Origin of the sequence: Pseudomonas sp. S9 (assembly GCF_000222125.1) — a bacterium.
Taxonomy (GTDB): domain Bacteria; phylum Pseudomonadota; class Gammaproteobacteria; order Pseudomonadales; family Pseudomonadaceae; genus Aquipseudomonas; species Aquipseudomonas segetis.
This window is the reverse complement of sequence record NZ_AFFX01000001.1, coordinates 105,730-119,867: the sequence shown is the minus strand read 5'-3', so window position 1 is coordinate 119,867 and position 14,138 is coordinate 105,730. Positions and strand designations below refer to the sequence as shown.

Annotated in this window: 11 protein-coding genes, 3 tRNA genes and 1 pseudogene; 2 read left to right on the top strand and 13 right to left on the bottom strand. The window is 58.1% G+C overall.

What is annotated here, in order from left to right:
* Positions 1-2 precede the first annotated feature (2 nt).
* Complete coding sequence (locus PSES9_RS0100650) at positions 3-2,036, bottom strand: NADPH-dependent 2,4-dienoyl-CoA reductase (RefSeq protein WP_010483029.1); 2,034 nt, start codon at positions 2,034-2,036, stop codon at positions 3-5.
* Positions 2,037-2,302: 266 nt separating this feature from the next.
* Between PSES9_RS0100650 and PSES9_RS25600 the strand changes: the two are divergent.
* Both PSES9_RS25600 and PSES9_RS0100640 read left to right on the top strand, forming a co-directional pair.
* A pseudogene (locus PSES9_RS25600) lies at positions 2,303-3,471 on the top strand (nitrilase-related carbon-nitrogen hydrolase).
* Positions 3,462-4,505, top strand: a complete 1,044-nt coding sequence (locus PSES9_RS0100640) for an AraC family transcriptional regulator (RefSeq protein ID WP_010483027.1) — start codon at positions 3,462-3,464, stop codon at positions 4,503-4,505. The pseudogene PSES9_RS25600 and the gene PSES9_RS0100640 overlap by 10 nt, the downstream one beginning before the upstream one ends.
* A gap of 238 nt (positions 4,506-4,743) precedes the next feature.
* Here the strand turns inward: PSES9_RS0100640 and PSES9_RS0100630 are convergent.
* From PSES9_RS0100630 to truA, 12 genes are all read right to left on the bottom strand, one after another.
* Positions 4,744-4,820: transfer RNA gene (locus PSES9_RS0100630), tRNA-Asp, on the bottom strand.
* A gap of 102 nt (positions 4,821-4,922) precedes the next feature.
* Positions 4,923-4,999: transfer RNA gene (locus tag PSES9_RS0100625), tRNA-Asp, on the bottom strand.
* A gap of 33 nt (positions 5,000-5,032) precedes the next feature.
* Positions 5,033-5,108 (bottom strand) — tRNA-Val (locus PSES9_RS0100620).
* Positions 5,109-5,321: 213 nt separating this feature from the next.
* Positions 5,322-6,089, bottom strand: coding sequence for an SDR family oxidoreductase (locus PSES9_RS0100615; RefSeq protein WP_036988039.1), 768 nt, complete (start codon positions 6,087-6,089; stop codon positions 5,322-5,324).
* Between the two features lie 20 nt (positions 6,090-6,109).
* Positions 6,110-7,321, bottom strand: coding sequence for an O-succinylhomoserine sulfhydrylase (locus PSES9_RS0100610; RefSeq protein WP_010483024.1), 1,212 nt, complete (start codon positions 7,319-7,321; stop codon positions 6,110-6,112).
* A 51-nt stretch (positions 7,322-7,372) separates the two neighbouring features.
* Positions 7,373-8,878, bottom strand: coding sequence for an amidophosphoribosyltransferase (gene purF / locus PSES9_RS0100605; RefSeq protein WP_010483022.1), 1,506 nt, complete (start codon positions 8,876-8,878; stop codon positions 7,373-7,375).
* A 58-nt stretch (positions 8,879-8,936) separates the two neighbouring features.
* Entirely contained in the window at positions 8,937-9,482 is a 546-nt protein-coding gene (locus PSES9_RS0100600; RefSeq protein WP_010483021.1) for a CvpA family protein, read from the bottom strand.
* 67 nt (positions 9,483-9,549) lie between these two features.
* The gene (locus tag PSES9_RS0100595; RefSeq protein WP_010483019.1) at positions 9,550-10,185 is read right to left on the bottom strand and encodes an SPOR domain-containing protein; all 636 of its coding nucleotides are present in this window, start codon (positions 10,183-10,185) and stop codon (positions 9,550-9,552) included.
* Positions 10,169-11,476, bottom strand: a complete 1,308-nt coding sequence (folC, locus tag PSES9_RS0100590) for a bifunctional tetrahydrofolate synthase/dihydrofolate synthase (RefSeq protein WP_010483017.1) — start codon at positions 11,474-11,476, stop codon at positions 10,169-10,171. Before folC ends, PSES9_RS0100595 begins: the two co-directional genes overlap by 17 nt.
* Positions 11,473-12,372 (bottom strand): acetyl-CoA carboxylase, carboxyltransferase subunit beta, encoded by a 900-nt coding sequence (accD, locus tag PSES9_RS0100585; protein ID WP_010483015.1) that lies wholly within the window; start codon positions 12,370-12,372, stop codon positions 11,473-11,475. Before accD ends, folC begins: the two co-directional genes overlap by 4 nt.
* Before the next feature lie 165 nt (positions 12,373-12,537).
* A complete protein-coding gene (locus PSES9_RS0100580) occupies positions 12,538-13,161 on the bottom strand; it encodes a phosphoribosylanthranilate isomerase (protein WP_010483013.1) in 624 nt (207 codons plus the stop codon).
* A 92-nt stretch (positions 13,162-13,253) separates the two neighbouring features.
* Positions 13,254-14,138 (bottom strand): tRNA pseudouridine(38-40) synthase TruA, encoded by an 885-nt coding sequence (gene truA / locus PSES9_RS0100575; RefSeq protein ID WP_010483012.1) that lies wholly within the window; start codon positions 14,136-14,138, stop codon positions 13,254-13,256.

Sequence of the window (14,138 nt, the reverse complement as noted above, 5' to 3'; positions counted from 1 at the left end):
GATTAAATTTCAGCAGCCAGTCGCGAGCCCTGATTGATTGCACGCTTGGCATCCAGCTCGGCAGCCACGTCCGCGCCACCGATCAAGTGCACGCTTTGGCCTGCCGCCTGCAACCCTTCATGCAGCTCACGCAGCGGATCCTGGCCAGCGCAGACAATAATGGTGTCGACCGGCAATACCTGCGGCTCGGCATCGGCAATGCTGATATGCAGGCCGGCATCATCAACCTTGAGGTACTGCACCTTATTGAGCATCTGCACCTGCTTGTTCTTCAGGCCTGCCCGGTGAATCCAGCCGGTGGTTTTACCCAGGCCATCGCCCACCTTGGTCTTCTTGCGCTGTAACAGGAAAACCTGGCGCGCCGGCGCATGTGGCTCGGCGGTGATACCTGCGACACCGCCGCGCGCCTGCAACTGATCATCGATACCCCACTCTTTCCAGAAAGCATCGCGATCCAGGCTGGTTGCCGTACCGGCATGGGTAATGAACTCGGATACGTCAAAGCCAATGCCGCCCGCGCCTATCACCGCAACCTTCTGGCCCACTGGCTTGCGCTGCAAGATTGCATCGAGATAGCTGATGACCTTGGGGTGATCAATGCCAGGGATATCTGGCGTACGCGGGGCAATACCGGTTGCCAGTATCACTTCATCAAAGCCACCGGCCACAAGCTCATCAACATTGACCCGGGTGTTCAGCCGGAGGTCGACCCCGGTGGTTTCCAGCTTGCGCTTGAAATAACGCAGGGTTTCAAAGAACTCCTCTTTACCCGGCACACGCTTGGCAACATTGAACTGGCCACCGATCTGGGCAGCGCTGTCAAACAGCGTGACCTGGTGCCCGCGCTCGGCGGCAACGGTCGCTGCCGCAAGGCCCGCCGGCCCCGCGCCGACCACGGCGATTCTTTTAACCGCGCGGGTAGCAATGTAATTCAACTCGGTTTCGTGACAGGCGCGCGGATTGACCAGGCAACTGGTCAGCTTGCCACCAAAAGTGTGGTCCAGGCAGGCCTGGTTACAGCCGATGCAGGTATTGATTTCATCCGCACGGCCTTGTGCAGCCTTGTTTACAAAGTCCGGGTCAGCCAGGAATGGACGGGCCATGGAAACCATATCGGCATCGCCCTCGGCCAGGACTTGCTCGGCGACCTCCGGCGTATTGATGCGGTTAGTGGTGATCAATGGAATCGATACCGAACCCCGCAGCTTGGCCGTGACCTTGGTGAAGGCCGCACGCGGAACCTTGGTCGCGATGGTGGGGATACGTGCTTCGTGCCAGCCGATACCGGTGTTGATCAAGGTTGCACCAGCCTGCTCAATGGCCTGGGCCAGTTGCACGATCTCTTCCCAGGTGCTGCCGCCTTCGACCAGGTCAAGCATCGACAAGCGATAGATGATGATGAAGTTGGGGCCAACAGCCTGGCGCACCCGGCTGACGATTTCTACCGGCAAGCGCATGCGATTTTCGTAGCTACCGCCCCAACGATCGGTACGATGATTGGTGTGCGCAGCCAGAAACTGGTTAATGAAATAACCTTCCGAACCCATGATTTCCACACCGTCATACTCGGCCTGTTGCGCCAGCATTGAGCAGGTGACGAAATCCTGGATTTGTTTTTCGATGCCCTCTTCATCCAGCTCAGTGGGCTTGAATGGGTTGATTGGCGCCTGAATGGCACTGGGCGCCACTGACTTGGGGCTATAGGCGTAGCGGCCAGCGTGAAGAATCTGCATGCAGATCTTGCCATCGGCCTCGTGCACGGCTCGGGTCACAATCTTGTGCTGTTCGGCTTCTTCAACAGTGGTCAACTTGGCTGCGCCGGAGTAAACCCCGCCCTCGACGTTAGGGCCGATGCCACCGGTAACCATCAGGCCAACCCCTCCGCGCGCACGCTCGGCGAAATAGGCCGCCATGCGTTCAAACCCACCCGGTTTCTCCTCCAGGCCGGTATGCATCGAGCCCATCAGGGTACGGTTTTTCAGGGTGGTGAAACCAAGATCAAGCGGGGCCAGCAAATTGGGGTACAGAGCACTCATGGAAGTCTCCACATCAGGCATTGAGATTCACGGTATGCCGCGATTTCTATTGATGCAGGAGGCAGCCAGCACATAGCAAATTGACAGTGCGGTGATTCTGCCGCCCGCGGATGAATCGCGATCAGTATGCAGAGCACGATAAATAGCCCCAGCGCACAGCTCAATGACTCTAACTAACAACTTATTGATCCAAATGCGCAGCAACCCCTTGGCAACCGCGACGCGCTCCCCTACCCTGAGAATCGAACCCTCAACGCTGAACGACCATGCGCCTATTTATTACTATCAGCATTCTCATCCTCTTGCTCGGCAGCGCCGGTGGCTATGTCTACTGGGCACAGCAGCGTCCAGACGTTGGCATCATCCTTACCGACCTGAGCAGCGAAATCAGCGTCAACCAGGGCCAGCCGGCTGATCGTGGCAACCTGCTCGGCATACAACCCCTGCTGTTTGCCAGTGATTACAAAAGCCGTGAAAGCCTGCACCTGAAGCTTGCGGCCTATCTCGAGAAGGCCCGCGACGAAGGGCTGCTCAACGCCAAGACCATTGCCATCCTGCCCGAGCACATTGGCACCTGGCTGGTCGCCGCCGGCGAAAAACCCGAGTTCTACGGCGGGTCGCCGCCGGCGAAAAACCCGAGTTCTAAAAAAGCGACAGCCTGCAAGAAGCCGTCAAATGGCTAGCCGCCAGCCATCCACTCGGTGTGCCGCAAGCCCTGCTTGAAACCCCGAGCAATAAAGACTTCAGCGACGCCCTGTTTCGCCTCAAGTCCGAACAGATGGCCGCCGATTACCAGAGCCTGTTCAGTGGCCTGGCCAAGGACTTTGGCATCACCCTGGTTGCGGGCTCGATTGTCTTGCCTGAGCCGCGCAATGAGGATGGCATTCTGCGCATCGGCACAGGTCCGCTGTACAACATCAGCGTGGTCTATGGCGCCGACGGCAAAGCCATTGGCCAACCGCAACGTAAGGTCTATCCATCAAGCCGCGAACGCAGCATCATCGCGGCGGCGCCTATTGAGCAATTGCACACATTCGCCACACCAGCCGGTCAGCTGGCAGTACTGATCGGCACCGACAGCTGGTACCCCGCCAGCTATGCAGCGCTCGCCAAGCTCAACACAGAGCTTCTGGCAGTACCTGGGTTCGTCAAAGGCAAGACGCAGTGGAACAAGCCCTGGAAAGGCTACAAGCATGCCGCCAAACCGCAGACGCCTACCCTGGCCGACAACAGTGTCAGCGAGGGCCAAGCCTGGCAACAACTGGCGATACCCAACCAGTTGCACGCCAGCGGTGCACGGGCCGGCGCCATGGTGTTTATGCGCGGCCAATTGTGGCGCATGGGCATCGATGGACGCAGCGTTGTCAGTGATGGCCAGCAACATGCAATTGCCGGTGACAAGCGCGCCGCCCACCTCGTCAACCTATGGCTGTAACGAGTCCGCGCATCCGCCTTGGCGACCTTTCGGTGGGCTTTGTCGACAGCCTGGCCGAGGCCATGCGCAGCTGCGGGCAGGATCCGCTCGCGCTCCTCGACAGTTACGGCCTGGATCCTGCTCGCCTGGCCACCCCCCGGGCACGCCTGTCGATCCCGCGCTATATGCGCCTGGGCCACGCCGCCATTGAGCAAACCGGCCAGCCGGACCTGGGCCTGATCATGGGCAAGCTCAGCCGCCTGGGCCAGCTGGGGCTTGCAGGTGTAACTGCCGCCCAAGCCCCGACCGTACGCCAGGCAGCGCGCAGCCTGATTCGCTTTGAGCCTTTGTATGCCTCCAACTATCGCGGCCACGCCAGCTTTGCCGAGGACCATCAAGGTGGCTGGCTGCGGTTTTACTCGATCAGTCCGTACAACGCCTACAACCGCTTTGTCATTGACTCGGTGCTTGCCGGCTGGACCCGACAACTGGAACAAGTCGCCCAGCAGCCCATCACCCCGGAGCGGGCGCATATCGAATTTCCCGCGCCCCATTACAGTGACGCCTACGAGCCCGCGCTGGCCTGCCCTGTCGAGTTTGCAGCCGAGCATAATCAGCTGCGCCTGAGCCAGGCCACGCTCAACCTGCGCAACCCACAGCATTGCCCAAGCACTTGGCTGCACCTGCAAGAGTTGTGTGAACACGAACTGGAACAGCTGACCCGTACCCGCAGCCTGCGCGAGCGCATCATTCAATTATTAGGGCCACTGCTGCATGGGCGCGAACCTGACTTGCAGGAAGTGGCTGCACGCCTGCAAATGCCAACCTGGACCTTGCGCCGCAAGCTGGCGGAGGAAGGCACCCAGTTTCGCGCCATCCTCAACGAGACGCGCCATGACCTGGCGGTGGCCTATATTCGCGATACCGAACTGGCCTTCGGCGAGATAGCCTACCTGCTCGGCTTTGCTTCGGCAGAGGCGTTTCAACGCGCATTCAAGCGCTGGAACCAGCAGACGCCAGGCGAGTTTCGCCGGGCACAGCGCCTGGGTAGCTGAAGCTACAAGCCAGGGTTACAACTCGGTAGCATCCTCAGCCAACTCAGGCGCATCCAGTTCAACAGCCTGCGCTTCCAGCAGTTCGTCTTGATAGTCTTCCATAGCATCTCTCCCCTGCACTGTCGACGCGAGCCAACCCCGCGTGGAGGCAGTTTAAAAAGTCGAGATGACGCCTGGATGACAGCAAACGACAGGCAATAAAAAACCCTCAGATATTGCTATCTGAGGGTTTCGTATTTGGCGCAGCGGACGGGACTCGAACCCGCGACCCCCGGCGTGACAGGCCGGTATTCTAACCAACTGAACTACCGCTGCATGTTATTCGGGCTTGCACCCTAAAACAGGTCACTTCATCTGGCAGTACAACCGCGTTGGCTTGTGCTTACCTCATGCCGATTAAACTCGTCATGGAAAATATGGCGCAGCGGACGGGACTCGAACCCGCGACCCCCGGCGTGACAGGCCGGTATTCTAACCAACTGAACTACCGCTGCGCATTTCCCGGACTTTCATCCAGATTCACAAAGTGGTGGGTGATGACGGGATCGAACCGCCGACCCTCTGCTTGTAAGGCAGATGCTCTCCCAGCTGAGCTAATCACCCTTGGCTTTGCGAGGACGCGAAATTTACGCGTGGGTCGCACCTAAGTCAATAGCCTGCTTAAAGTTTTTCCAAAAACAGGGTAAATAAATTGAAATCTGAAAGCCTTGAATCGGCGACTGGTCATTTGCTGATCAAGCCAGGACAAAATAGCCCTGCGCAGTCGTATAAAAACCGACGAGACAGCCAGGTCGCCAAAAGCATCGACTTTGATGCTTATTGATAAATCATCTTCCTTGTCATGCCACCGTCGACCACAAACTCCTGGCCGGTGACAAATCCTGCGCGACTCGAGAGCAACCAGGCAACGAGCGCCGCAACATCCTGAACGCTGCCCACCCGCCCAACCGGATGCTGTGCATGATCGGCGGCAGACAAGGGCTCGGCGCGCTGCTCGCTGGTGTCACGGGTATCAATCCAGCCCGGACTGACCGCATTAACCCGCACCTCAGGCCCAAGGCTGATCGCCAGCGAATGAGTCAAGGCCAACAAGCCGCCCTTGCTCGCCGCATAAGCCTCGGTATTGGCTTCTGATTGATGGGCACGGGTCGAAGTCAGATTAACTATCGCGCCGCGATGCGCACGCAAATACGGCACGCAATGCTTGGCCAACAACATGGGCCCGGTCAGGTTAATGGCCAGGGTTTTGTTCCAGCGCGCCAGGTTGAGGCTTTCCAGGTCCAGGCTGTGCGGCTCGGAAATCGCGGCATTGCAGACCAAGGCATCCAATCGGCCAAACTGGCCAAGCACTTCGGCAACGCCCATGGCAACCTGATCCTCATCGGAAACATCCATGGCAACGAACCAGGCGTTTTCACCCAGCGCCCTGGCCACGACCGAACCTCGTGCACGGTCCAGGTCAGCCAACACCACTTGCCAACCTTCGGCAATCAACCAGGCACTGATACCCAGGCCGATACCGCGCGCAGCCCCGGTCACCAGCGCTACCTTGCCGGTGGTCGGGGCGCTGACTTCAAGATTCAAGTCAGCCTGCAACGTATCGCTCAAAGCGCCGCCAGGCCACGCGCCAGATCAGCCTGCAGATCCAGCACATCTTCAAGGCCAACAGCCACGCGGATCAGGTTATCGCCAATCCCCGCATTGGCACGCTCTTGCGGCGACAGACGACCATGGGAAGTGGTTGCCGGGTGGGCGATGGTGGTTTTGGTATCACCCAGGTTCGTGGTGATCGATATAACCCGGGTGGCATCAATAAAACGCCATGCCGCCTCCTTTCCACCAGCGACTTCAAAGCTGACCACGGCACCGAAGGCACTTTGCTGACGCTTGGCCAGCTCATGTTGCGGATGGCTCGGCAAGCCCGCGTAATAAACACGTTCAACTCCCGGCTGCTGCTCAAGCCACTGGGCCAGTTGCTGAGCACGAGCACAGTGCGCCTGCATGCGCACACTGAGGGTTTCGAGGCCCTTGAGGAAAATCCACGCATTGAACGGGCTCAGCGTTGGCCCGGCCGTGCGCAGGAAGCCGACGATTTCTTTCATCAGCTCGCCACGGCCGGCAACCACACCGCCCATGCTGCGACCCTGGCCATCGATGTACTTGGTGGCGGAATGCATCACTATGTCGGCCCCGAGCTTCAGCGGCTGCTGCAGCGCCGGAGTACAGAAGCAGTTGTCAACGGCCAGCAACGCACCTTTGCTGTGGGCGATTTCAGCCAGTGCGGCGATATCAACCAGCTCAGCCAGGGGGTTGGACGGCGACTCGACGAACAATAATTTGGTATTGGGCTTGAATGCCGCAGACCATGCATCGAGATCAGACAGCGGCACATAGTCGACTTCAACACCGAAGCGCTTGAGGTACTTTTCAAACAAGCTGATGGTCGAACCGAATACGCTGCGTGAGACCAATACATGGTCGCCACCAGAACACAGGCTCATGACTATCGAAAGAATCGCCGACATCCCGGTTGAGGTGGCAACCGCCTGCTCGGCCCCTTCCATCGCCGCGATACGTTCTTCAAAAGCGCGCACGGTAGGGTTGGTATAGCGCGAATAGACATTGCCTGGCACTTCACCAGCAAAGCGCGCCGCTGCGTCGGCAGCGGTACGGAACACATAGCTGGAGGTCAGGTAAAGCGCCTCACTGTGCTCCGCCTCGGGCGAGCGATGCTGACCGGCGCGCACCGCCAGCGTTTCGAGGCCAACACCTTCCAGGTCGCTGTCCAGACGTCCGGCATCCCACTCTTGAGACATCTTGTTCCCTCTCGAATAAAGCACTGGGGCCGCATAAGCGACCCCAGGGTATCAGTTGTTGTACAGATCGATAATCGCGCTGACCGCCTGCGATTTGATCTTGGTCGAATCATTGCGCGCTTGCTCGATCTTGTTCAGGTAGAACTCATCGACATCGCCGGTGACGTACTCGCCATTGAATACGGCGCAATCAAATTTCTCGATTTTGATCTTGCCGCCACCGACCGCATCGATCAAGTCCTCAAGATCCTGATAGATCAGCCAATCGGCGCCAATCAGCTCGGCAACCTGTTCAGTACTGCGGTTATGCGCAATAAGCTCATGGGCACTTGGCATGTCGATCCCGTACACGTTCGGATAACGCACCGCCGGCGCAGCGGAACAGAAGTAGACATTCTTCGCTCCCGCTTCACGGGCCATCTGGATGATCTGCTTGCAGGTAGTGCCACGCACGATCGAGTCGTCGACCAGCATTACGTTCTTGCCACGGAACTCCAGCTCGATAGCGTTGAGCTTCTGGCGTACCGATTTTTTGCGAGCCGCCTGGCCCGGCATGATAAAGGTACGACCGATATAACGGTTCTTGACAAAGCCTTCGCGAAACTTGACGCCCAGGTGGTTGGCCAGCTCAAGCGCCGCGGTGCGGCTGGTGTCCGGGATCGGGATGACCACATCGATATCGTGATCAGGGCGTTCGCGAGCGATTTTCTCGGCCAGCTTCTCACCCATGCGCAGGCGTGCCTTGTACACCGAGACACCATCCATGATCGAGTCGGGACGAGCCAGGTAAACGTGCTCGAAGATGCACGGCGCATACTGCGGGTTCTCAGCGCACTGGCGGGTGAACAGCTTGCCGTCTTCGGTGATGTAAACCGCTTCGCCCGGTGCCAGGTCGCGAATCAGGGTGAAACCGAGCACGTCCAGGGAAACACTTTCCGAGGCGATCATGTACTCAACGCCTTCGTCGGTATGGCGCTGGCCAAAGACGATTGGGCGGATGCCATGGGGGTCGCGGAACCCGACGATGCCGTAACCGGTAATCATCGCAACCACTGCATAGCCACCCACACAACGCGAATGAACCTCACTGACCGCGGCAAATACATCTTCCTCGGTAGGCTGCAACTTGCCACGCTGGGCCAACTCGTGCGCAAACACGTTGAGCAGCACCTCGGAATCTGAATTGGTGTTGACGTGGCGCAGGTCGGACTCGTAAATCTCCTTGGCCAGTTGCTCAACATTGGTCAGGTTGCCGTTGTGGGCCAAGGTGATGCCATATGGCGAGTTGACGTAGAACGGCTGCGCTTCGGCCGAGCTGGAGCTGCCAGCCGTTGGGTAGCGTACATGGCCAATGCCCATGTGGCCCACCAGACGCTGCATGTGGCGTTGTTGAAAGACATCGCGCACCAGACCATTGTCTTTGCGCAGAAACAGGCGACCATCATGACTGGTCACAATACCGGCAGCGTCCTGGCCGCGGTGCTGAAGAACGGTTAAACCGTCATACAGCGCCTGATTGACGTTCGATTTACCGACGATACCGACAATGCCGCACATGTGGCGCAACCCCTACGTTGAGAAACAAACTAAATCGCAATGCACTCATTACAGCCTGTCAAGGCGGTGTGAGAACCTGTTTAAACGGCAGCTCAGCCGGAGCACTGATGCCACTTGCCAGCCACTCACTGGACATTCCCAAGATAAGGTTCTTGGACCAGTCAGCGACCAATAAAAAATGCGGCACCAGCGTTGACTGCTGCCACCACGTATCTTCCTGTACCGGCACCAGGCTCACCAGCCCGACCAACAGCACAACCAACAAACCGCCCCGCGCAGCGCCAAAGACCATGCCCAGGAAACGATCGGTACCGGACAAGCCGGTCACCCGGATCAACTCGCCGAGCAAATAATTGACCAACGCACCGACCATCAATGTAGCAATGAACAGCAATGCACAGGCGGCGATGACTCGAGCCGACGGCGTTTGGATAAATCCTTCGAGGTGGTGCGAAAGTGCGCCGCCAAACATCCAGGCAACGGCGCCCGCAATAATCCAGGTGAGCAACGACAAGGCTTCCTTGACGAAGCCACGGCTCAGACTGATCAAACTTGATACGCCGATAACGGCGATAATGGCCCAATCGACCCAGGTAAATGCCACGATTAAGGCTACCGACAGAAATGGCGCTGTATTTTAACAGAGCGAGGCGCTACGAGTAAGCGGTCGATCAACTGCTTTCTGGTTTAAAACGAACAACAAATCCGTTTAATTTCTGCTTGCGGTTCAACTGATCACGCAGGCGATCCGCTTCGGCGCGCTCGACCAGCGGGCCAACAAAGACCCGATTCATGCCTTCAAAGGTGCGGATATAGGCGTTGTAGCCTTGCGCACGCAGGGTCTTTTGCAGGTTTTCCGCACCGCTGCGGCTGGACAGGCTGGCCAACTGAACCGACCAGCTCACCGGCAGGCTATTGGCATCCAGGCGCTCAGCAGGTTTGGGGGCTGGCTCCACAGGTTGCTCGGCACGGGCAGCGGCATCGGCCTTGGCCTGCTCGCGCACTTCTGGCGGCGGCGTGGCCGGTACCGGGTTGATTTCAGGCTCGTCAGTGATCGCGGTTATGGGTTCAGGGCCTTGATCTTGCTGCTCGGGCGCTTCGTCGATGATTTGCGGCTTGGGTACAGTGACCGGCTGCATTTCGATTTCGGGCATGGCCGGCGCTTGCGGCATGCTCGGCGCATCGACCACCACGCGCTGCATGTCATCCTGACGAGACAGCAGCATGGGGATAAAAATAATCGCCAAGGCCAGCAGGACCAAAGCGCCAACAATACGTTGCAGCAAGTTTTTATCCAGCAAAGCCATCCTGACCTACTCCCGTGGCATGGCCCGCCAGCCATTCCAAGGCCTCGGCCACACAATAAAACGACCCGAACAGCAGAATTTCATCCCCTGCCGAGGCTTTAGCGCATTGTGCATCCAATGCAGAACACACATCATCAAATACCGCGACCTGCGCGGCACAATCTGTCAAATACCTGGCCAACTCTGCAGCCGGTCGCGTACGACTTGTCGGTAATGGTGCCACAGCCCAATGGGCAAAATTTGGAATTAATGGCATCACCAGACCCGCCAAGTCTTTATCTGCCAGTAAAGCAAATACGGCAGAAAGCTTGCCAGTGACAGGTTTCATCCCCAAGCGTCGCGCCAGATACTCGGCTGCATGTGGATTATGCCCAACATCCAGCAACAGCGTCAGTGGCTTTCCTTGCCAAATCAACTGGCGACGATCAAGGCGCCCGGTTACACGGGTGCGCAGCAATGCCTGGCGAATTTTTTCTGGTTGCCACGCAAGGCCCGTCAGCGCATAGGCTTGTAGTGCCAGCGCGGCATTTTCCATGGGTAGATCGAGTAAAGGCAAATCCACAAGTTCCAACGCCCCGCCCTGGGCATCGGTTCCGCGCCAGGTCCAGCCCAGCTCACCAGCAACCAGGTCGTAATCACGAGCACGCAAGTAAAACGGCGCGTCAAGCTCGGCCACAGCGTCCAGCAGTGGTTGCGGCGGGTCAAGATCGCCACACAAGGCAGGTTTACCAGCACGGTAGATACCCGCCTTTTCGACGGACACGGACTCACGGCTGTCACCCAGCCATTCGACGTGATCCACACCAATGCTGGTGACCAGAGCGATATCCGGGTCGACCAGGTTAACCGCATCGAGACGCCCGCCCAGCCCGACTTCAAGCACAACGGCATCAAGCCGTTGTTGCTTGAACAGCCAGAACGCAGCCAGCGTACCCATCTCGAAATAGGTCAGGGAAATATCGCCACGCGCCGCCTCTACCGCTGCAAATGCGTCACAAAGCAACTCGTCACTGGCCAGTTCACCGGCGATTTGCACCCGCTCGTTGTAACGCAGCAGATGGGGCGAACTGTAAACCCCGACACTGAGCCCTTGTGCCTCAAGCAGTGAAGCGATAAAGGCGCAAGTAGATCCTTTGCCGTTGGTGCCAGTAACGGTCACGGTCAGCGGGGCCAACTTGTCCAGGCCCAAGCGCTGCGCAACCAGACGAGAGCGCTCCAGGCCCATATCGATGGCACTGGGATGCAATTGCTCCAGGTATGCCAGCCAATCAGCCAGAGAGCGTTGACTCATGCAGAAGCCGTCTCGACTACAGAGCTGCTGACGCTAGGTGTTGGCAAGTGCTGCATTTGCGCAAGCAGACGCGCCAGACGTGGGCGCAGCTCACTGCGCGGGATGATCATGTCGATCGCACCGTGCTCGATCAGGAACTCGCTGCGCTGGAAACCTTCAGGCAGTTTCTCGCGCACGGTTTGCTCGATCACGCGCGGACCGGCAAAACCAATCAACGCCTTGGGCTCGGCAACGATCACATCACCAAGCATGGCCAGACTGGCAGACACGCCACCATAGACCGGGTCGGTGAGCACCGAGATAAACGGCAGGCCTTCTTCGCGCATGCGCGCCAGTACCGCCGAGGTCTTGGCCATCTGCATCAGGGAAATAAGGGCTTCCTGCATACGCGCGCCACCCGAGGCGGAAAAGCACACCAGTGGACAACGCTTTTCCAGGGCGACATTGGCTGCGAGAACGAAACGCTCGCCGACCACGGCCCCCATCGAGCCGCCCATGAAGGAGAATTCAAAGGCACAGGTGGCAATCGGCATACCCTCAAGCGTGCCGCTGATGGCGACCAATGCGTCTTTCTCGCCAGTCTGCTTCTGGGCACCGACGAGGCGGTCCTTGTACTTCTTGCTGTCGCGGAATTTCAGGCGATCGACAGGCTCCAGATCAGCCCCGATCTCTTCGCGACCTTCTTTATCAAGAAAGATATCCAGGCGCGTACGTGCGTCGATTCGCATGTGATGGTTGCATTTCATGCATACATCAAGCGTCTTCTCGAGCTCTGGCTTATACAGAACAGCATCGCAAGACGGGCATTTATGCCAGAGGCCTTCTGGTACTGAACTCTTAGCCGCCTCAGAACGCATGATCGACGGAATCAGCTTATCTACCAACCAGTTACTCATGCTCATCTCTCCCAAGCTGTGGTTCTGAATATGTCAGCAACACTGCATATCCAAACAAATGGCGCCTGCAGTGCCCGGCCTGGCCGGCGCCCGTGGCGCTCAACGCCAGGGGCATGCACTACAGCACATGCAATAGGTTTATGGACGGCCAAGCTCAATAAACCGTCACATCGCGCTACGTACTGCGTGAACAAAGGCCTGCACCTTGCTCGAATCCTTGATGCCTTTACTCGCCTCGACCCCACCACTGACGTCTACTGCGTAGGGCCTGACCTGCCTGATCGCAGCCTCTACATTATCAGGCGTAAGACCGCCCGCCAGGATAATGGGCATTTCCAGCCCTTGCGGGACCAGTGACCAGTCAAATGCCTGCCCGGTTCCACCGGGTACGCCACTGACAAAGGTATCGAGCAGAACCCCGCGGGCCGAAGTATAGGCCGCGACCTGGCTGGCAATATCGTCACCCGGCTGGACGCGCAGCGCCTTGATATAGGGACGAGCGAAGCCTTCACATTGCGCTGGCGTTTCGTCGCCATGAAACTGCAACAGATCCAAGGGTACCTGTTGCAGTAGCTGGCTTAACTGCTCACGCGGCATATCGACAAACAGGCCGACCGTGGTCACAAAGGGCGGCAACTGCGCAATTATGGCCTGGGCCTGCTCGATTGTGACGGCTCGTGGACTTTTCGCATAAAACACAAAGCCAATCGCATCCGCGCCTGCCGCCACCGCAACACGCGCATCTTCAAATCGGGTAATGCCGCAAATCTTGCTTCTAACGACTGACAACAACTGATTTCCTATTTGAGACAGGTACAAGGCACACAATTTGACAGCTTAACGTGCAGACAGAGGCATCTGCATCATAAATAGTGCTGAAACTAGCTATTGCCCCCACCCTCGCCCTCAGCCATGACATCTGGCAGGCCCGAGAGAAAATGCGGCCCGAGATAACGCTTGGGCAGATCAAATTCCGCTGGGTAGTCCACCTGCACCAGGTACAGACCATAAGGATGAGCCGTCACGCCTCCGGTACGCCGCACACCGGTCTCAAGCACTTCCTTGGCCCACTCGACCGGACGCTCGCCAGCTCCGATTGTCATCAGCACGCCAGCGATATTGCGCACCATATGATGCAAGAATGCATTGGCGCGGATATCCAGCACGATAAAACGCCCATGCTCCAGCAACTGCAGATGATGAACGGTCTTGATTGGTGACTTGGCCTGGCATTGGCGCGCCCGAAAGGCACTGAAGTCATGGGTACCAACGAAATACCGGGCCGCCGAACGCATGAGCTCGATATCCAGCGGACGATGATTCCAGGTCACTTCCTCGGCCATATGCGCGGGCCGAATCTGGTCGTTGTAGATGACATAGCGATAGCGCCGGGCCTGGGCACAAAAACGTGCATCAAAGTGCTCGGGCATGCTCTTGGCCCAAGCCACGCTGATATCACCAGGCAGGTTCATATTGGTGCCCATGGTCCAGGCATGCATGCTGCGCTCGACCGTGGTGGTGAAGTGCACCACCTGCGCGCTGGCATGGACCAGGGCATCGGTGCGTCCGGCGCAACTCAGCGTTATGGGTGCGCCGCCGGCCACTTTCGAAATAGCTTTTTCAAGCGATTCCTGGACAGAAGGCACACCGGCCTTCTGGCGCTGGAAGCCACGATAGCGGGAGCCTTTGTATTCAACACCAAGGGCTATTTTGAAAACGCCAACGGCGGCCCTTTCGGCCGCCGTTGCAGGTAGAGCATCAGACAT